The 20,607-nt window shown below is 63.8% G+C and carries 12 protein-coding genes; 7 read left to right on the forward strand and 5 right to left on the reverse strand.

Translation table 11 applies throughout. The features are described 5' to 3' along the window. Window positions 1-7 precede the first annotated feature (7 nt). Both B0G75_RS31585 and B0G75_RS31590 read right to left on the reverse strand, forming a co-directional pair. Window positions 8-5,509 carry an ATP-binding sensor histidine kinase gene (locus B0G75_RS31585; RefSeq protein WP_106313936.1) on the reverse strand — a complete coding sequence of 1,834 codons (5,502 nt, stop codon included), beginning with the start codon at window positions 5,507-5,509 and terminating at the stop codon, window positions 8-10. 344 nt (window positions 5,510-5,853) lie between these two features. Beyond that, a complete protein-coding gene (locus B0G75_RS31590) occupies window positions 5,854-8,352 on the reverse strand; it encodes a glucose/quinate/shikimate family membrane-bound PQQ-dependent dehydrogenase (RefSeq protein WP_106314041.1) in 2,499 nt (832 codons plus the stop codon). Between B0G75_RS31590 and B0G75_RS40335 the strand changes: the two genes are divergently transcribed. Continuing rightward, on the forward strand, window positions 8,351-8,539 hold the full coding sequence (locus B0G75_RS40335) for a hypothetical protein (RefSeq protein ID WP_146142557.1): 189 nt from the start codon (window positions 8,351-8,353) through the stop codon (window positions 8,537-8,539). The two genes, B0G75_RS31590 and B0G75_RS40335, sit on opposite strands and share 2 nt — an antisense overlap. A 110-nt stretch (window positions 8,540-8,649) precedes the next feature. On the opposite strand, the gene B0G75_RS31595 is transcribed toward B0G75_RS40335, so the two are convergent. The 3 genes from B0G75_RS31595 to B0G75_RS40875 form a co-directional block, all read right to left on the reverse strand. Beyond that, window positions 8,650-9,984, reverse strand: a complete 1,335-nt coding sequence (locus B0G75_RS31595; RefSeq protein ID WP_106313937.1) for a chloride channel protein — start codon at window positions 9,982-9,984, stop codon at window positions 8,650-8,652. A gap of 146 nt (window positions 9,985-10,130) precedes the next feature. Next, entirely contained in the window at window positions 10,131-10,676 is a 546-nt protein-coding gene (locus B0G75_RS31600) for a GNAT family N-acetyltransferase (RefSeq protein WP_374956937.1), read from the reverse strand. Beyond that, on the reverse strand, window positions 10,677-10,841 hold the full coding sequence (locus tag B0G75_RS40875; RefSeq protein WP_181309401.1) for a hypothetical protein: 165 nt from the start codon (window positions 10,839-10,841) through the stop codon (window positions 10,677-10,679). Between the two features lie 407 nt (window positions 10,842-11,248). Here B0G75_RS40875 and B0G75_RS31605 point away from each other — a divergent pair, with 407 nt between their 5' ends. The 6 genes from B0G75_RS31605 to B0G75_RS31630 all read left to right on the forward strand — a co-directional run bounded on the left by B0G75_RS31605 (window position 11,249) and on the right by B0G75_RS31630 (window position 20,605). Next, window positions 11,249-12,469 (forward strand): MFS transporter, encoded by a 1,221-nt coding sequence (locus tag B0G75_RS31605; protein ID WP_106313939.1) that lies wholly within the window; start codon window positions 11,249-11,251, stop codon window positions 12,467-12,469. 360 nt (window positions 12,470-12,829) lie between these two features. Then, on the forward strand, window positions 12,830-13,696 hold the full coding sequence (locus tag B0G75_RS31610; protein WP_106313940.1) for a TetR/AcrR family transcriptional regulator: 867 nt from the start codon (window positions 12,830-12,832) through the stop codon (window positions 13,694-13,696). 461 nt (window positions 13,697-14,157) lie between these two features. Continuing rightward, window positions 14,158-16,656 (forward strand): acyl-CoA dehydrogenase, encoded by a 2,499-nt coding sequence (locus B0G75_RS31615; protein WP_106313941.1) that lies wholly within the window; start codon window positions 14,158-14,160, stop codon window positions 16,654-16,656. A gap of 157 nt (window positions 16,657-16,813) precedes the next feature. Continuing rightward, on the forward strand, window positions 16,814-18,226 hold the full coding sequence (locus B0G75_RS31620) for a 3-oxoacyl-ACP reductase (RefSeq protein ID WP_106313942.1): 1,413 nt from the start codon (window positions 16,814-16,816) through the stop codon (window positions 18,224-18,226). A gap of 2 nt (window positions 18,227-18,228) precedes the next feature. Beyond that, window positions 18,229-19,173, forward strand: a complete 945-nt coding sequence (locus B0G75_RS31625; protein WP_106313943.1) for a MaoC family dehydratase — start codon at window positions 18,229-18,231, stop codon at window positions 19,171-19,173. A gap of 130 nt (window positions 19,174-19,303) precedes the next feature. Next, entirely contained in the window at window positions 19,304-20,605 is a 1,302-nt protein-coding gene (locus B0G75_RS31630; protein WP_106313944.1) for an acetyl-CoA C-acetyltransferase, read from the forward strand. Window positions 20,606-20,607 lie beyond the last annotated feature (2 nt).

The following is a 20,607-nucleotide window of genomic DNA, read 5'->3' on the forward strand; positions in this document are numbered from 1 at the left end:
GGATGCGCTACGGACGCGCCACATTGCCTTGCGCCGGCAACGTGAACTGAAACGTGGCGCCCCCCGCGGAGTTCGACGTTACCCATAGCCGTCCGCCGTGACTTTCCACAATCGAGCGGCAGATCGGCAGCCCCATCCCCAGCCCGTTGGGCTTGGTCGTAAAAAATGCTTCGAAGACGCCTTCCAGATGTTCCGCGTCGAGACCCGGTCCGGAATCCTCCACGCTAATGCAGAGTTCGTCGATGCCGGACCTGCCGGATCGGATCAAAAGCGTTCGCTCGCCGACCTCCGTGGCGCTCATCGCTTCAAGGGCGTTGATCATCAGATTCAGCATGACTTGCTGCAGTTGCACCCGATCGCCATGGATCTGCGGCAATCCATCAGCCAGTTGCGCGATCAATTCGACACCGTGTTTGCCGGCTTCGCTTCGCATGAACGCGATCAATTCGAGAATCGTTTCGTTGATGTCGAGGCCGTCTTTTCGCTGCGGCTCCTTTTTAAAGAAGGCGCGGGTGCGGTCGACGATATTATTGGCGCGGCCACCATCCGCGACGATCCGGTTGAGCGCCTGACGCACTTCGTCCAGATTGGGCGGGCGCGCCGCCAGCCAGCGCAAGGCCGCACTGGCGTAGGCGACCGTTGCGGTAATGGGTTGCTTCACTTCGTGAGCAATCGACGCCGATAGCTGGCCCATCGTCGCCACGCGATTGGAATGCGCCAGCTCCATCTGGAGTCCGACATATCGTCGTTCGCTGTCGCGCACGTCCTGTTGCGCCCGCTTCTGGTCGGTCAGGTCGAGTATGAAAGCGACGCCCTCCCCCTCGCGGTCGCCGAACGCCGCCGCGCCGACCAGCACGGGCACGCGGCTGCCATCCTTACGGATGTATTCCTTCTCGAACGGTTTCGCGCTTCCCATGGTCGTCAATTCCGCCCTCACCCGTTCGTCGAGTTCACGCCACTCGGGCGGAGTCAGATCGGGCCAGCGAATACGCGCTGAAACGAGATCATCTCTGCTGTAACCCACGATGCGCAGAAAAGCGTCGTTCGCTTCGACAACGTTGCCTTCGAAGTCCCAGATGTGGATCCCGATGATGTTGGAGTCCACCAGCCGCCGAACCTTTGCCTCTCGCTCCTGAAGATCGGCATAAAGACGCGTGTTCTCGAGCGAAATGGCCGCCTGTGACGCCAGCAAATCAAGCAGCGAGTAGCGCCGCGCCGTAAAAACATGCGACGTAGCGGTGTTCTCGAGATACAGCAGGCCACTGAGCGTGCCCTGCCTGACCAGCGGCAGGCAGAACAGGGAGCGCGTCGCGCCACTTGCCACGTAGCTGTCCTGCGAGAACATATTGGGTGCCGAGGCATCGTCGACGATGACGCTCTTTTGCGTATGGATCACATAACGCAGAACGGCGGCAGGAACAGCGGAATGAGCAAGCGGCTCCCGGTTCAACGCGATCCCGTGCTCGTTGATGCGCGCTTCTGCTTCGATCCGGTAGCCGTCCGCCTGCTGCGGCACAACTAGCAGGCCGCGATCGGCGCCTGAGGTCTGCAGCGCCATCGTCATCAGGCGCTCGATCAGGCCATCCAGTTCGATCTCGCTGGAAAGGGCTTGCGACGCCTTGAGCAGCGTCGCGGCGTCGAACTGCCGCCAATCGAAGCTGAGCGTCGACGTCGCATGGCCTCCGTCCTGATTGGCAAGGCGCGGGAACTCCGCGTCGAGTTGCGCGACTTTGCCGTCCGCGCCCCAAAAGGCGAAGCAATGACGCGCGTTGCGCAAATACGCATCGGCGCTCGTTCTGAGACCGTTGCCTAAATAGAAGCGACCGGCGAGTTCGTTGGCGATGCCCTCGTGGTGTGGAAAGCCGTTCTCATGAGCGGAGTGGACAGCCTGTTCATAAAGGCGCATGGCGTCGAGATCGCGGCCCTCCAGACGCGCGAGCTCCGCACAGACAAGCGCATAGCGATTCTGATAGTTCTCCGGACAGTGCTCGGCCCACATTTCGAGCTTGCTGAGTTTCGCCGCAAAAATGTGCTTGTAGGCTTGCTGCTGTTGCCCGGATGCCTGCGGATAAAGCGCCGTCAAGATGAGCGCATGAAAGAAGTGATAGGTCGGTTCGATCGCCAGTGCCATGACGGAACTGAGGACCGCCTCCGCCCGGCCCGCCGCCTCCAACGCCTCCAAATAGCGGCCATCGAGGAAAGCAAGCACGACCTTGATGATGCGATAAACGCCGATCGCGCAGCCGAAATTCGATTTGATGATGGCCTCGAAGCAGGCTGCTTCGTCGAATGTCTCGTCGTTCAGGTTCAACGGTTCGGTCGTCTTGCCGCGAAGACTGATGACGAATTGCCGCTCGACCCGGATCAACTCATACACCGCGTCGTTGTGACTCTCGCGCGCGAGCGCCGCGTATTTCTCGGCGAGCGTCTGCACGTCTTCAAGCGCAGCGCCTTTCTCAATCGTCTGCCAAACCGCGTTGAAGGCGACGTTGCCTGCAAAAACCAGGTCGCCCGCTTCCAGGCACGCAGCGGTGGCCTGTTCGAGCACCGGTAGATTGTTTGCAATGTGGCAGCGCCAGAAATTGACGTGCGCGCCGTACAGATGCAGCAGCTTGCCATTCAGGCGCCGATTGCCGAACTTCTCGTTCAGCTTGAGCGACATCTCTGAAAATTGCACCGCGGCGGGGATATTGCCGATCAGGGACACCAGCATCAACGCGTAATTGCCGTAAGCAAAACTGGAGTTCTCGGTATTGCCATGCTGCAAGGAGAGGTTCACCGCCTTGAGGGTAATGAGCGGATAGAACGCGGGCCGCGCGGCGAAAGCGCAGTTCATCGCCTGAAGGAGAAGGTTGACGATTGCACGAATCGCGGGATCCGTCGCCGCTGGCACCTCAACGAGTTCATCGACGGAACGCCCGGCCTGATTGACGTGAACGTCCTGCAATGCGCGGTCGAGGGCCGCCTGGATATCCTGATCGGTCTCAGGAAAGAGGATGCCGAAATCGCGCAGCGCAACCAGCGCGACCGCGAAGCTCTCGTCATATCTTCCGGCGAGCTGATACAACTCGATGCGCAGACTGAAGACCTTCGCACGATCGAGATTGGAGCGCGCTCTCGCGAGCATCATGTCGACCAGCGCGTCGGCTTTCGCAAAATCGCCGACCAGATATTCGCACTCCGAAAACGCGAGAAAGAGATCGAAGGTGCTGTCGTAGCGCTCTGTCCATGCATCGGGCGACAGCAGCGCCACACCCTGCGCCAGATAGCTGCGCGCGGCCGCATAGGCCGTCGAATTCATCGCGCGCCTCCCCGCGATGAGATTCAACGCAACGGCCTGCTCGCGCTCCGGCTCCGTCACGATCAGCGCCGCGCCGCGATTGAGATGGTTGACGATGTCGAAGATGGCATCTTCCAGCGCGTCCGACGGGGTCCGCGACACCAGCGCCCGGCCGATCCGCAGATGCGCGGCGGCGCGCTCGTCGGCGGGAATCAGCGCATAAGCGGCCTCCTGCACGCGGTCGTGGGCGAATTCATAGGCGTCGGCCACGCGAAAAACGAGCCCCGTTCGCACGGCTTCCCATAGGTTCGAGTGCATCGTCTCTTCGGATCCGCCCTGAACCCACGTCAGTGCGAGCACTTCGGCGATGTTGCCGAGGCACGCCAGTTGCCCCAATGCATCGCGCGTCGGCGCAGGCAAGCGGCTCAGCTTCGCCGCCATCAGATCGGCGACGTTCTCGGTAAAACCCTTTGAACGGATGCGCCGCAGATCCCAGCACCACCCCGCGGCGCGCTGGTCGAAGGTGAGCAGGTCTTCATCGGCGAGTGCGGTCAGAAACTGGATCGCGAAGAATGGATTGCCGCCCGTCTTCTCGTGCACCAGTTGCGCGAGCGGGCCGGCGCTCGCGCTGTCGCAGTGAAGCGAATCAGCAACGAGTTGCGTGACGTTCGCCGCCGTGAGCGGCGCAAGTTCTATCCGCTGCACCTTGCCTTCGGCGTGGCTTATCGACTCCAACGTGCGCGCAAACGGATGCGACGCATCCACCTCGTTGTCCCGGTACGCGCCGACCAGCAGAACGTGCTTCACCTCCGGATGCGTGACCAGATGCGCGAGCAGGTCGAGCGTCGCCGTATCGACCCATTGCAGGTCGTCGATAAACAGTGCGAGCGGATGCTCCGGTCGCGCGAACACGCCGAGAAAACGTCGAAATACGATCTGGAAGCGGTTTTGCGCATCTTGCGGCGGCAGCACAGGCGCGGGCGGCTGCTCGCCGATGATCAGCGCGAGCTCCGGGATCAGATTCACTATCAGTTGACCGTTGGGCCCAAGCGCCTCCATCAGCGCGTGCCGCCATGGCTCGACCTCCGCGTCGCTCTGGCTCAGCAGGTTGCGTACGAGCGTCTGGAAGGCTTGAGCAAATGGCACATAAGGGATGTCGCGCTTGTACTGGTCGAACTTGCCCGACGCGAACAGGCCGCGCGGCGGCACCAGCACCCTGTGCAACTCGTTGACGACCGACGACTTGCCGATGCCAGGATAGCCCGAGATCAGCACCAGTTCGACCGCCCCGCTGCCAACGACACGATCGAACGCGGTCACGAGCGCTTCAATCTGCACCTCGCGTCCGTAGAGTTTTTCGGGCACCAGCAAGCGGTCCGACGCGTCGTGCGCACCCAGCGGGAACGCTTCGACGCGATGGCGCGCCTCCCATGCCGCAAGGCACGACCGCAAGTCGGCTTCGACACCTGCGGCGGTCTGGTAACGGTCCTCGGCGGCTTTGGCGAGGAGCTTCAGCACGATCCCCTCGACCGGTTTCGGCAGACCGTCGACGCGCTCGCCTGGCGGAGTCGGCCTGCGCGCAATGTGGCAATGAATCCATTCCATCGCGTCCGATGCGGTGAACGGCAGCGCGCCGGTGAGCATCTCGTACAGGGTGACGCCAAGCGAGTACAGATCGCTGCGCGTGTCGATCGAGCGGTTCATGCGGCCCGTCTGCTCGGGCGCCATGTACGCGAAGGTGCCGGCCACGATCTCCGGCGGCGCGGGCGGCTGATGTTCGTGCGGCAGTTGCGAGGCGATGCCGAAGCCGGTGAGCCGCACGTTGCCGCTTCCGTCGACGAGCACATTCGCCGGCTTGATGTCTTTGTGAACGAGACCGCAGCGATGAACGTGGCCGATTACCCGCGCCAGATTGACGGCGATGCGCAACCAGCGCGTGAGCTCCAGCGGACGGCCCAGTGAGCGATACAGTGGCTCGCCGCCGTCGTCGTCGAGAACGAGCATGGGCGGCTCCCTGCGGCGGTACAGCGCGAGCGGCTGAGCTGCCCAGCTGGAATCGAGCAGCGGGGCTAATCCGTATTCGTGCTCGAGCCGGGTGATGCTCTGCGAGGCCGGGCGCGTGGCGACCAGCGCAAGCACCGAGACGGCATGGCGGGGTCTGCGGGCGCGATAGAGGGAGAAGTCGCCGTCGTCGTGCAGCGGCTCCAACTCATATCCGGTGAGATCCACGGCGGACTCCACTGTCGATCGGAGTAAGTGCTTTGGCACTGGCTCCGGTCCCATGCAGAATGCGGTCGACCGGAGCTAGTGCAAAGCGCTTGCTCCGATCCCACGCTGGAAGCTTGCTGTAATGCTGCGAATTCCTTTAGAAATTATTCTCCACGCTTCCCGCCTCCGCGGCTATTGCCTGAACCGACGTCCCATTTATTGAACAGCCGCCGGCGCGACTCAAGAAATCTGACCGCAAAAAAAAACGGCATGCGCGGCGCGCTTCCCGCGCGCGCGGCATGCCGCTGCATGAGCCTGGAACCTTCGGCCCGCCGTACTGAAACAACCGCGGCGGCGCGTGCCGCCTACTGCTGTGGCAACGCGTAGGCAATCACATAGTCGCCGAGCTTCGTGCCGAACGAGCCATGCCCGCCGGCCGCGATCACGACGTACTGACGGCCGTTGATCGAATAACTCATCGGCGTGGCCTGGCCGCCCGCTGGCAGGCGGGCCTCCCAGACCTGTTTGCCGTTGTTCACGTCGAATCCGCGGATGTAGTTGTCCGCCGTCGCGCCGATAAATGCGACGCCGCCCGCGGTGACGATCGGACCGCCCAGCATCGGCATGCCCATTCTGAACGGCAGTGGAATCGGCGAACTGTCGCGCACCGTGCCGATGCGCTTCTTCCACACGATCTCATTGGTCTTGAGATCGATCGCGGAGATGTAGCCCCATGCCGGCTGCTTGCACGGCAAGCCGAACGGCGAAAGGAACGCGTTGATCACCACGCCGTAGGGCACGCCGTATTGCGGCTGAATGCCTGACTCCGTGCCGCTGCCCTTGGCGCCGGGCACGGGCTGCAACGGATTGCCGGGGCCGCGCGGAATCAGACGCGAGACGAACGGCAGTGCGATCGGGTTCGCGACGGCGATCTGGCGGTCGGTGTCGACGGCAATGCCGCCCCACTCGAACATGCCGAGGTTGCCCGGGAACACGAGCGTGCCCTGCAGCGACGGCGGCGTGAACGTGCCTTCATACCGCAGCTTGTGGAACATCACGCGGCAGACGAGCTGGTCGTACATCGTCGCGCCCCACATGTCGGCGTCGGTCAGCTTCTTCGACGGGCGATACGTGAGCTGCGAGAACGGCTGCGTCGGCGCAACATGGTCGCCGGGGGCGGCGCCTTGCGGCACGGGCGTTTCGGGCGCCGGCACGACGGGCATACCCGTGCGGCGGTCGAGCACGAACAGATTGCCGGTCTTGGCGGGCGCGTAGACGACCGGCACGCTCTGACCATCCTTGCCGGTGATGTCGGCGAGCGTGGGCTGCGACGGCTGGTCCATGTCCCACAGGTCGTGGTGCGCGGTCTGGTAGAACCAGGCGAGCTTGCCGGTCGAGGCGTTGAGGGCGAGCAGGCCGCTCGCGTAACGCTCCTGCTCCGGCGTGCGGTCGCCGCCCCAGATATCCGGCGTCGTGACACCCATCGGCAGATAGACGATGTCCAGTTTCGCGTCGTACGCTGCAGGCGCCCACGAATTGGGCGAGTTCCACGTGTAGTGCTCGCCCGCGCCCGGAATGTGATTCGGGTCCTTCGCGCCCGGGTCGAACGCCCAGAGCAATTCGCCCGTGCGCACGTCGAAGCCGCGGATGACACCCGACGGCTCGCGGTTCGAGAAGTTGTCCTCGACCGCGCCCGCCACGACGATCACCTTGCTGGTGATGATCGACGGCGAGGTGGGTTCGTACATGCCCGCCGTCGTGACCGGCTGGGCGTGCTGGAGGTCGAGGTCGCCGTGGTTGGCGAAGCCCTCGCAACGTTGGCCTGTCAGCGCGTCGAGGGCGTAGAGGTGGCCGTCGTTGACGGGGAGGTAGATGCGGCGTGTACAGGCTGCGGTGGTGTCGCTCGTTGACGCGGCGGCGGTTGCGGTGGCATCGCTCGTCGACGCCGCAGCGGCTGCGGTCGCATCACTCGTCGGCACCGAAGCGGCTGCAGTCGCATCGCTCGCTGGCGCCGCCGCGGGTGCGGCCGCCGTCGCACCGGCCGACAGATCGACATACGACACGCCGCGGCAAGTCACATGCTGGAACGACGGATCGGACTTCAGCCTCGGATCGAACTTCCATTTGAGCGTGCCCGTCTTCGCGTCGAGCGCGAACAGAATCTGGTGCGGCGAGCACAGGTAAAGCAGATCGCCGATCTTGATCGGCGTGACTTCGTTGGTGATTTCGACAGGATCGTTGGGCCCCTTCATGTCGCCCGTGCGGAAGGTCCAGGCCACCTGGAGATCCTTCACATTCTCAGGCGTGATCTGCCGTAGTGGCGAGTAGCGAGTGCCTTCTTGGGTACGCCCATAGGCGGGCCAGTCGGCGGCGTCGATCCCGCTGCCGGCGCCCGCGCCGCTCGTGGGCGCGGAAGCGCTCAGTGTGCCGTTGACCTGCTGCGGATCGTTGAAGCTCGCGTACACCAGCACGCCCGCCCATGCCACGAGCGCGACGACGAGTGACACCACACCCAGCTTGCGCTCGCCGACGAGCCGCCAACTCACGAACAGCAGCAACCACACACCGAAGATGACGAGCACACCGGAGCGCGGCGCGAGTGCCCAGAAGTCGGGACCCGACTCCATCAGAGCCCAGACTGCCGTGCCGATCAGCACAAGCGCATAGAGCACGAGCGCGGCGGGACTGCGCCGCCACAGGAGCCAGGCCACGCCCAACAGCACGAGGCCCGCGATGAGATAGTAGGCGGAGCCGCCGACCGAAAGAAGCCATGTGCCACCGATCAACAAGTAAAGCGCGGTGAGCACCGTGAAGAGCAACGTGATGACGCCGATCACGCCCCGGGAATTCGACTGACTGGTCATGATGATCGCAACCCTCTTGAGTGGATACCGCATGCCGTCGGTACCGACGCGGATTTCACGCGCCGGAGCACGGAAAAAAGCATATCAGAAGGTGCGCATTATTCTGCTGAAACTGTACATTCGCGATTCGCCGGCCATCGGACTCGTCGGTGAGAAGCGCGCGGTGCTGCGAGCATCGAGAACGTAACGCTCCTGTCGTCGTTCACATAAAAGCGTATTTCACTTCAAGGTGCACGCCGGCTTTCCTTTCGCTCTCCTTTCGTTTTCGCCGTCCGCGTCACCATCAGGCGACCATGCTCATCGCGCTTTGCTCGCCCCACTCCAGCCAAACCCGAAGCTCGACTGCAGCGCAGGCGCCCACTTTACGCACGCACGAAAACCCAGCAGCGCGCCACCCACGGCAAACAACACCGGAATCAGAAAGTCCTGGCTCACGCGGGTGAACTCGAACATAAGCACCACGGCCGTGATCGGCATCTGCATGGAGGCAGCGAGAAACGCCGTTGCGCCGACCACCGCAAATGCGCCCAACGACGCCCCCGGCCACACGAGACTCCACAATCCGCCGAGCACGATCGCCAGCAACGCGCCATTCGCGAGTCCCGGCGTGAGCAGCCCGCCTTCGGCGCCCGCGCGCAAACTGCTCGCGGTGATCACCACTTTCAGCACCAATAGCATCGCGGCGAGACTGATGGTCAGGCCACCATCGAACGCCAGCCCCGCAGGTCCCTTGCCATTGCCGAGCAACTGCGGGAAATGCATCGCGAGGACGCCGATCATCGCGAAGTTCAGCAGCGACAACACGGGCAGACGCCAGTTCTTCGGCGCGGCCGCGCGCGAGCGTTTCATCAGTTCCGCGAAGCTCCACGCCGCCACGCCGAAAATCGGACCGCACACCACCGACCAGACCACGAGCGCGGGGCTCAGCGTCATCGACCCAACGAGATATTGATGCTCGTTGCCTAATGCCAGTTGCGCGACCAGCGCGGCCACCGACGAGGTCACGATGGCCGGCACCAAAGCGGGCCAGCCGAACGTGCCCAGCAACACTTCGAGCACGAACACCGCGCCGCCGAGCGGCACGTTGTAGACGGCGGCCAAACCAGCGCCCGCGCCGCACGCCACCATGATCCGGCTCTGCGCGACCGACAGGCCCGCCCGGCGCGACAGCCAGCCGGCCAACGCCGAGCCGATTTCGCGCGGCGCGACTTCGCGGCCGAGCGGTGAACCGAGCGCCACGGTGACGATTTGCAGCACGGCATGAATCGTCGTGCTCATGACGGGCATTTGCGGATCGCCAGACTTGATGGCCTCGCGAATGCTCACGAGCGGCCGGCCGAACCGATACAGCGCCCACCAGCCGAAACCCGCGATGAGACCGCAAATCGTCAGCACCAGCAGGCGGCGTTCGGGCGCGGCAGCGCCGACGCCTTGCAGAAAACTCTCGGCGCTGATCACATGCGTCACGCTGTAGCCATAGGCGAGATGCTGGATGCCGTGCAGCAGCAACGCGAGCAGCATGCCGCCGAGGCCGGCGCCAAGGCCCGTAAGCAGCGTGACCGCGGCGACTACGGCGAACGGACTGCGCTCGCGGCGTACAGGCGGCTCGGAAGTGATTGATTTGACTGACATAGCGCGTCGGAAAGGGCGAAATAAGTGGGATGGCGACCATCTTATTCCGCGACGCAACATGAATCCAATTGATTTTTCAGCTCGACTGATGCGTGTATTGCATATATTTAAGTGACGACCTTGCGGGCATCGGCGAAGTCCGCGTTTCAACCCGCGCAGGCTCGTTCGATCCGATAGCGCACATACCCGTCCGCGTCGACCGGCGCGCCTTCCGGGCAGCGCATGCCCAGCTTCGCGGCAAGCTGTCGCGACGCAGTGTTTTCCGCCGCGATGCCCGCAACCACCGCGGTCAGTCCGACCGTCGCAAACGCGTGCTCGATGATCGCCCGCGCGGCCTCTCCCGCGATGCCTCTGCCCCACGCGGAACGCATCAGGCGCCAGCCGATTTCGACCTCCGAGCCGGCGCCGTCTTCTGGAATCAGCAGCACCCAACCGAGAAAACGCTCCGGCGCAGCGCGTTCGAAGATCGACCAGTAGCCGAGCCCGTCGGGATACGCGGAGCGCATGCGCCCCTCGACGAACTGCCGATGCGCGACCGGATCCTGCCACGGACCCGGAATATGCCGCGTGACCTCGACGTCGCGATCCATGGCGAGGCATGCTTCTAGATCATCGAAGCTGCGCGGACGCAACAGCAAACGCGCGGTCGTGAAGTGCGACAAGCTCATGGGCGACTCCTCCTTCGACTCAATTCAGCTTTTGATGCGCCGCATGAGCCCGCGCGCGCCAGCCTTCGAGACCGGCGCAAGATAGGCGCGTGGCACGCGATTGTCGTAGCGCCTGCTGACTTTCGCCAGCATGGTCCACGGAAACGGCAACAACGCGACGATGAGCAGGCATAAATGCGGAATTGTCATTGGTGAATCCCCTTGTATGCGCGACGCGAAATGCCGCGGGCCGTCGTTATACCCGCCGGCCAGCACCGCCGCCGACCGGAAAGCCGCGAGCGTCACCTCTACCGATAAGCAAATCACCTAAAGTCAAAATGACCGGATTAGCACGAAATCACATCCGAAATAGATTACAAATGACAAACTTAATTGCACACCCGTTAATACGATAATTACATTTTCCCGACATCAAGCGCACGCCGCGATTACGCGTGAAATTCGCTCCAGGGATTAATACGGATAAACGCGCCTTCATCCATGCAAGCGTTTAACAGTCGGCGTACACTCGCTCGAAGCCCATGCCACGGGGCGTACGGGGCTGCGGAGCCACCCGTCGTTGAACACGGGTGAATGGAGAACCAGGAGAACAATCAATGAGTTGGACACGGGAACAGAGAAACGTCACGATCGCTGCCTATCTGGGCTGGACACTCGACGCATTCGATTTCTTTCTAATGGTGTTCGTATTGAAAGATATTGCGGCGGAGTTCAATACAAAAATCCCCGAAGTCGCCTTCGGCATTATGTTGACGCTGGTGATGCGTCCGCTCGGCGCATTGATTTTCGGCTGGCTCGCCGACAAGTACGGCCGCCGTCCCACGCTGATGGTCAACATCGCGTGTTTCTCGTTGCTTGAATTGCTGTCCGGCTTTTCGCCGAATCTCGCCACCCTGCTCGTGCTGCGTGCGCTGTTCGGCATCGCGATGGGCGGCGAATGGGGCGTCGGCGGCGCACTGACCATGGAAACCGTGCCGCCGAAGTCGCGCGGCATCGTCTCGGGTCTGCTGCAAGCCGGCTATCCGAGCGGCTATCTGCTCGCTTCGGTCGTGTTCGGCGTGTTCTATCAGTACATCGGCTGGCGCGGCATGTTCTTCGTCGGCGTGTTGCCGGCTTTGCTCGTGTTGTACGTGCGCGCGCATGTGCCTGAGTCGCCCGCCTTCAAGACGCTCGAAAAGAAAGCGCGTCCGGGGCTCGTCGCCACGCTCAGGCAGAACGTCAAGCTGTCGCTATACGCGATCATTCTGATGACCGCGTTCAACTTCTTCTCGCACGGTTCGCAGGATCTGTATCCGACCTTCCTGCGCGTGCAGCATCAGTTCGATGCGCATACGGTGTCGTGGATAACAATCACGCTGAACATCGGCGCAATTTGCGGCGGGCTGTTCTTCGGCGCGTTGTCGGAGAAGATCGGCCGCAAGCGCGCGATCTTCATCGCCGCGTTGATCGCGTTGCCGGTGCTGCCGCTGTGGGCTTTCTCGACCACGCCGGTGCTGCTCGCGGTGGGTGCCTTCCTGATGCAGATCTCCGTGCAGGGCGCGTGGGGTGTGATTCCAGTACACCTGAACGAAATCTCGCCCGATGAAATTCGCGCGACCTTCCCCGGCCTCGTGTATCAACTCGGCAATCTGATCGCGTCGGTGAACGGTCCGTTGCAGGCGAGCGCCGCCGAAGCGCACGGCAACAACTACGCGCTCATCATGGCGATCGTGATCGGCATCGTGGCAGTGGTGATCGCCGCGCTGATCCCGTTCAGCCGCGAGCGCCGCGGCATCGACATGACGCAGTCGGCGAAACAGGTCGCGGCGCAGCTTTAAGCGTTCGAACCAAACAGCTATTTTGCCGGCGCGTTATCGGGCACAATAGACGGCAAAGGCGGCTCGAACCGCCGCGACGCAGAGCACGCGTCAGCCAACAAACGCAGGGCCAAACAGAGTAGCAAGCAATACGAGGCCGTTCCGATTTTCATCGGAACGGCCTTTTTTATTTCCGCGTGGATTGACGAGCCGCGCGCAATGGAAAGACGGACCTTCGTCAGGTCTTCTAGAGGAGTTAGTCGACTGTGACCCCTTGATCGCACGCATCGTTTCTTCTTATCCTGAAAAAAACGGCCGTTTCAAATAAACATTTGAATCGCTTGTTTGCGGGCCGGATGCCCGGCAACTGGGAGACGCAACATGGCAGTTCGCACAACAGGCCGGCATGCCGGCGATACGAAGTCCCGCATCCTCGACGCCGCCGAAACACTCTTCATCGACTGCGGCTATGAGGCCATGTCGTTGCGACAGATTACTTCGCGCGCCGAAGTCAATCTCGCGGCAGTGAACTATCACTTCGGCAGCAAGGAATCGCTGATTCACTCGATGCTGTCACGCCGCCTCGACCATCTCAACCAGGAGCGGCTCAAGCTGCTCGACCGCTTCGATAGCCTGCTCGGGGAGCGTCTGACCTGCGAGCATGTGCTCGGCGCGATGTTCATTCCGGCGCTGCGCCTGTCGCGCGATCCGCGGGTAGGCGGCAAGGCGTTTCTGCGTTTGCTCGGCCGCGCTTATACCGATCCGTCGTCGTTCATTCGTGACTTTCTCAACGGGCATTACGCCTCAGTGGCGGTGCGTTTTTTCGATGCGTTCCAGCGCGCGCTGCCGCATCTGCCGCGCGAGGAACTCGGCTGGCGTCTGCACTTCGCTATCGGCGCGCTGTCGGGCGTGCTGGCCGGCACCGACACGGATAGCCTGCTTTCCGAGTTCTCGCAGGGCAAGTCGATGAACGACCTGCAACTCATCGCCCGCCTCGCTTCGCTGATGGTGGCCGCGCTCAAGGCGCCGTTGCCTGACGGCACGCAACTGGCCGCGTTCGCCGCGGTACTCGGCGACGCCAGCGAAGGCGGCTCGGAGTGCGCCGGCGTCGGCGGTGCTGAAGCTACGAATGCGGCACGCACTGAGGGCGGATCGGAGTCGCCGTCGCCGGCCATATCGGAAGGCGAACATCGTGGCGGCAACATGGAAGCAGGTTCGCGGCAGCACGCATTTCACGGCGCGGTTTAGAGAGCAGGCGCTGCGGGCAATGCGCCGTCATGAGCCGTTGCCCGCATGTGGTGCCTGCGCGAGCGGCCAAGCGAATCACTACCGCGTCATGCGGGCGAACCAGAATAGTAAGCACGCCGCAATGTCAATCCAGCAGTCCACCGGCAATCCCTACGCCGACGGTCAGCACAAAATAGGCAACAGGTACTCAGTCAACACTCAGCGAGAAGCTAGCCGAACGCGATGAACGCCGCATACCTGAGCAGCACGTCTAAGTTCCGCACGTAAGCGACGGCGCGCTGTCGAACTGCACATACGACGCGCAAAACGCAAACGCAGTATGCGCGACGGGCAGGCAGAGGCAAGCAGCGCACGTACGCGCGACGAGGCAGCGCGAGCGTGAGGCAGAAAATCAATAGAACGCGAACCATCCGCGCTGCGTGGATGCGTCCGCACGCATCATCGAAAGAGGAGGAAACGTCATGCTGTGGTTTATCCTGGTGTTAGTGATTGCCGCCTTCGCGCTCGTCTACGTTCAGGCGCGGGCGGCATGGTGGCTTGCCTTCATGATCGTCTGGGTGGCGGCCGCGCATGTCAGCGGAGCGGCGGGTCCGGTGGCCACCACGCTGCTCGCCATCGTCTTCGTCCTCCCCGCCCTCGCGCTCGCGCTCAAACCGCTGCGGCGCATATGGCTCGCCAAGCCCGTGCTCGACATATTCCGCAAGATCCTGCCGGAGATGTCGCCGACCGAGCGCGATGCGATCGAAGCCGGCACGGTCTGGTGGGACGCCGAACTGTTCTCCGGGCGTCCGCACTGGGACAAGCTGCTCGGCTACGGCCCCGCCACGCTGACTGCGGAAGAACAGTCGTTCCTCGACGTCGAATGCGAGAAGCTCTGCGACCTTGCGAACGACTGGGAAACCACCATGGTCTGGCAAGACCTGTCGCCGCAAACCTGGCAGTACATCAAGGAGCGCGGCTTTCTCGGCATGATCATTCCGAAGCAGTATGGCGGCAAACAGTTCTCCGCCTACGCGCATTCGCAGGTCATCATGAAGCTCGCCACGCGCTGCTCGGCTGCCGCCGTTTCGGTGATGGTGCCGAACTCGCTCGGCCCCGCCGAACTGCTGATGCACTACGGCACCGACGAGCAGAAAAACCACTACCTGCCGCGCCTCGCACGCGGCGACGAAATCCCCTGCTTCGCATTGACGAGCCCCTATGCGGGTTCCGACGCGGCGGCGATTCCTGATGTCGGCATCGTGTGTAAGGGCATGTTCGAAGGCCGCGAGACGCTGGGCTTTCGCGTCACGTGGGACAAGCGCTACATCACGCTCGGCCCGATCGCGACCGTGCTCGGCCTCGCGTTTCGCACGCTCGATCCCGAGCATCTGCTCGGCAACGACGATGAACCCGGCATCACCTGCGCACTGATTCCGACCGACCATCCGGGCGTGAACATCGGACGCCGTCACTGGCCGTTGAACGCTGTGTTCCAGAACGGTCCGAACTCCGGCAAGGACGTGTTCATTCCGCTCGACTGGGTGATCGGCGGACGCGCCCAGGTCGGCAACGGCTGGCGCATGCTGATGGAATGTCTCGCGGCGGGCAGGGCGATTTCGCTGCCTTCGTCGAATGTGGGGATGGCGAAGATCGCCGTGCGCGGCACCGGCGCCTACGCCGCGGTTCGCCGCCAGTTCCGCACTGCCGTCGGCAAGTTCGAGGGCGTGCAGGAAGCGCTCGGCCGCATGGGCGGCAATCTGTACGTGATGGACGCCGCGCGCCGTTTGTCGGCGCATGCGGTGGACCTCGGCGAAAAGCCTTCGGTGATCTCGGCGATCGCCAAATATCACATCACCGAGCGCGCCCGCATGGTCATCAACGACGGCATGGATATCGCCGCCGGCAAGGGCATCTGCATGGGGCCGTCGAACTTTCTCGCGCGCGCCTATCAGCAGGTGCCGATCGCGATCACCGTGGAAGGCGCCAACATTCTCACGCGCTGCCTGATCATCTTTGGGCAGGGGGCGATTCGTTGTCATCCGTTTGTGCTGAAGGAAATGGCCGCCACGCGCGAGACCGATCGCGTCAAGGCACTGCGCAATTTCGATGAGGCGTTCTTCGGCCACGTCAGCTTCACGCTCTCCAACGTGGTGCGCAGTTTCGTCTATGGCGTGACGGGCGGCGCGTTCATCGCCAAACCGCGCACGGCGCATGCGCCACTGCATGCTTACTACCGCGCGGCCACCCGCCTCTCCACCGCGTTCGCGTTGCTCGCCGATGTTTCGATGTTCGTGCTCGGCGGCGATCTGAAACGCCGCGAGCGCATCTCCGCGCGTCTAGGCGACGTGCTGTCGCAGCTCTACCTGATCTCCGCCACGCTCAAGCGTTTCGAAGACGAAGGCCGTCAGGAAGAAGACCTGCCGCTGGTCCGCTGGGGCGTCGAGGACTCGCTGTACAAGGCGCAACACGCGCTCGACGGTGTGCTTGCCAACTATCCGAACCGCCTCGCCGCCGGCCTCGTGCGCGTGCTCGCGTTTCCGTTCGGACTGCCGCACCGCGAGCCGTCCGACCGCCTCGGCAGCGAGATTGCCGAACTGATGCTAACGCCGGGCGCCGCCCGCAATCGTCTGGTGTCCGATTCATACGTGCCGCATCCGGATGTCGACGCGCTCGGCTACGGCGAGCTGGTGTTCGAGCTGAACCCGCGCTTCACGCGGATCGAGCAGAAGCTGCGCGACGCGGTCAAACAAGGGCTGCTTGAACCGATGCCGCAGAGCCTGCCTCAACTGGCCGCATGGACCGACACCGCACAGAAAAAAGGCCTGCTCGACGCCGACGACCGCCGCGTGCTCGACGACTACGCGCGTTACGGCGCGCAAGTCGTGAAGGTGGACGATTTCCCCGCCGACTTCGACATGCTCGCCAACCTGCAAAAACGCAAGGAGGCGCTGGAAAAGGCGCTGGAGCTCGCGGCCTGAGTTCGGCGCCGGCTTAAAAAAACATCCGGGGAAGGCGCGCCGCGGGCGCCGAACTCGGTGCACACTGACACACGTTCGACGTCCCTCAGAGAGACTCTTTGCAGGGCGTCCCCCACGGGGGTTTCCCTCGGGCGTGGCCAGCGGAGCGACTAATAATATGAACGACTCTTATCTGAACTTCGTCAACTCGCCGTTCGGCGCGCGGCTCGCGCGCTCGGTCGGCCTGCCCAAGCCCGAGGTGCTGCGCCGCTATCGCGCGGATCAGCCCGAGTTCGGCGGACTGGTCGCCCTCGGCGCGGGCCGTGAACCGCATCTGCTCGACGCGCTCGCAAACCTCGTGGCGAGCATCGGCGTAACGAGCGTCGCGCATGAAAGCGCCGGCTTGTGGGTGCCGCTCGCCAACCGCCACGGCCTGATGACGGGCCGCTTCGAACCGGCCGACTCCGGCTCGCAAGGCAAACTCGCGGCGCTGCTGTTCGACGCGAGCGGCATCGAAGACAGCAGCCAGCTCGGACCCTTGCACGGTTTCTTCCACGACACGCTGCGCTCGCTCGGCAAGTGCGGACGCATCATCGTGCTGGGACGGCCGCCGGAGACCTGCACGAAGCCGCGTCAGTGGACCGCGCAACGCGCGCTCGAAGGCTTCACGCGTTCGCTCGGCAAGGAAGCGCGGCGCGGCATCACCGCGAATCTCGTGTACGTGGAGCAAGGCGCGGAGAACCGCGTGGAAGCGACATTGCGGTTCTTTCTGTCGCCACGCTCGGCATATGTGTCGGGCCAGGTCGTCCGCATCGCCGCGGGTGCGGGCGGCGAGACGGCACCCACTTTCGACTGGCGGCAACCGCTCGCGGGCCGCCGCGCGGTCGTGACCGGCGCGGCGCGCGGCATCGGCGCCTCGATTGCGAGCGTGCTCGCCGCCGAAGGCGCGCACGTGATCGGCATCGACATACCGACAGCGCGCGACGCGCTCGACGCGACCATGCGCCAGTTGAACGGCACCGCCCTCGCCTTCGATATCGCCGCACCCGAAGCACCCGCGCAAATCGCGGCCGCGCTCGACGAACAGGGCGTGGATATCGTCGTGCACAACGCCGGCATCACGAAGGACAAAACCATCGCGAAGATGACCGAGTCCGCGTGGCAAAGCGTGATCGACATCAATCTGTCCGCGCAGGAGCGGATCGACGACGCCCTGCTCGCCGCCGGCATTTTGCGCGACGGCGGGAGGATCATCGGCGTGTCGTCGATCAGCGGCATTGCCGGCAATCTCGGCCAGACCAACTACGCCACCTCGAAGGCGGGCGTGATCGGCCGCGTGCAAAGCATGGCGCCGCATCTGCGCGCGCGCGGCATCACGATCAACGCCGTCGCGCCGGGCTTCATCGAAACGCAGATGACCGCGAAGATTCCGCTGACCATCCGCGAAGCCGGCCGCCGCATGAATTCGATGAGCCAGGGCGGCCAGCCGGTCGACGTCGCGCAGACCATCGCGTGGCTCGCGCATCCCGGATCGGCCGGCGTGAGCGGCCAGGTCGTGCGCGTGTGCGGTCAAAGCCTGATTGGAGCGTGACCATGGCTGAGCCCGGTGATCCGTTCGGCGGCAGTCCTCTATCGAACCCGGCGCGGCAGGACGCGGTGCGGCCCAAGACCGTCGTGATCGAGACCCTGCCCGCGCCCGCCAAGCTCTATGCGCGCGCGTTGTCCGGCCTCGTCAAACGCGGGCGCAAAACGCAACTACTGCAACTGCCGCCGTTGCGGCTGGTGCGTCCCGCCGTCGCCCTCGACCCCGGGCCGATCTGGCGTTACGCGCGTGTGTGCGGCTTCATCCCGGAGCACGGCGTGCCGCTCACGTATCCGCATCTGCTCGCCTTTCCCTTGCATCTGCTGATGCTGACCGACCCGGCGTTTCCGTGGCCGGCGCTCGGGCTCGTCCATCTGGCCAACCATGTGCGCCTGCGCCGCCCGCTCGCCTACAAGGAGATGCTGCGCGTCGAGGTGGAATTCGGCGCGCTGCTGCGCCACGACAAAGGCCAGGCGTTCGTGCTGCATACGCGCATGTACCGGCGCGGCGAAGCGGTCTGGGACGGCGACAGCGTCTATCTGAAGCGCGGCGTGCCGGCGAGCGGCAGCGTGCTCGATCCGCTCGAACTCGGGCCCGAGGCGCTGCAACGCATCGCGCGTTGGCAACTCGCGTCGCAACTGGGCCGCGACTACGCGAGCGTGTCCGGCGACTACAACCCAATCCATCTGAGCGCGCTGTCCGCGAAAGCCTTCGGTTTTCCGCGCGCCATCGCGCACGGCATGTGGACGCTGGCGCGCGCCGCCTCCGCGTTGCAGCCGCCGAAGCCGCTTGCGGAAGCCACCCTCAGCGCCGAATTCAAACTGCCGATGCTGTTGCCCGGCGAAGCGTCGCTATGGAGCGCGTCGCCGTCGCTGATCGAACGCGACATCGAAGTGCGCGATATCGCCGGGCAGAAGCCGCATTTGCGCGGCCGCATGCAATGGCGGCTGCAATGAGGTGTGCGCGTCGTGCGTCGAGTCGTGGAATTGCCCACGGCTGAAATCGTTGTTGAATCAGGACCGTGAAGATCAACCGTCACACCATTCGCACCATTCAATACTCAGGGACGCCCCGAAGGAGCCGAGCATGTCCAACCCGCTGCCAGCCGTACGCCGAGTCGCCATCGTCGGGGGCAACCGGATTCCGTTTGCCCGCTCGAACACCGCCTACGCGACCGCGTCGAATCAGGACATGCTGACCTTTACGCTGCAAGGGCTGATCGACCGCTATAACCTGCACGGCGAACGCCTGGGCGAAGTCGCGGCGGGTGCCGTCATCAAACATTCGCGCGACTTCAATCTGACGCGCGAATCCGTGCTGTCCACCACGCTCGCGAAGGAAACACCCGCTTACGACGTGCAGCAGGCCTGCGGCACCGGACTCGAGGCCGCCATTCTGGTCGCCAACAAGATCGCCTTGGGGCAGATCGACGTGGGCATCGCGGGCGGCGTCGATACGACCTCCGATGCGCCGATCGGCGTCAACGAGCGGATGCGCAAGATCCTGCTCGAAGCCAATCGCGGCAAGAGCACCGGGCAACGCGTCGGCGCGCTGAGCAAGCTGCGGCCCGGCATGTTTTTCAAGCCGCTTCTGCCGCGCAACGGCGAACCGCGCACGGGCCTTTCGATGGGCGAGCATTGCGAGCTGATGGCCAAGCGCTGGAACATCTCGCGCGAAGCGCAGGACGTGCTCGCCTACGACAGCCACCGCAAGCTCACGGAGGCGTACGCACGCGGCTTCGTCAACGATCTGATGACGCCGTACCGGGGTCTCGCGCGCGACAACAATCTGCGCTCCGACCTCACGCTCGAAAAACTCGCGAGCCTGAAACCCGTATTCGATCGCGACGCCGGCACGCTGACCGCCGGCAATTCGACGCCGCTCACCGACGGCGCTTCCGCCGTGCTGCTCGCGAGCGAGGAATGGGCCGCGCGTCATGGACTGCCGGTGCTTGCCTACCTGAGCTGGTCCGAGACCGCCGCCGTCGACTACTTCGACAAGAAGGAAGGCCTGCTGATGGCGCCCGCCTACGCCGTGCCGCGCATGCTGGCGCGCGCCGGACTCACGTTGCAGGACTTCGATCTGTACGAAATCCACGAAGCGTTCGCCGCCCAGGTGTTGTGCACGCTCGCGGCATGGCAGGATGACGAGTATTGCCGCACGCAACTCGGTCTGGCCGGACCGCTCGGCGCGATCGACCGGACGAAATTGAACGTGAACGGCAGTTCGCTCGCCACGGGCCATCCGTTCGCGGCAACGGGTGGGCGCATCGTCGCGGGCCTCGCGAAAATGCTCGCGCAACTTGGCAAACCGGCCGGCACCGCGCGCGGGCTGATTTCGATCTGCGCAGCGGGCGGCCAAGGGGTGGTCGCGATTCTGGAACGCTAAGC

Source organism: Paraburkholderia sp. BL18I3N2 (genome assembly GCF_003001875.1).
Taxonomy (GTDB): Bacteria; Pseudomonadota; Gammaproteobacteria; order Burkholderiales; family Burkholderiaceae; genus Paraburkholderia; species Paraburkholderia phytofirmans.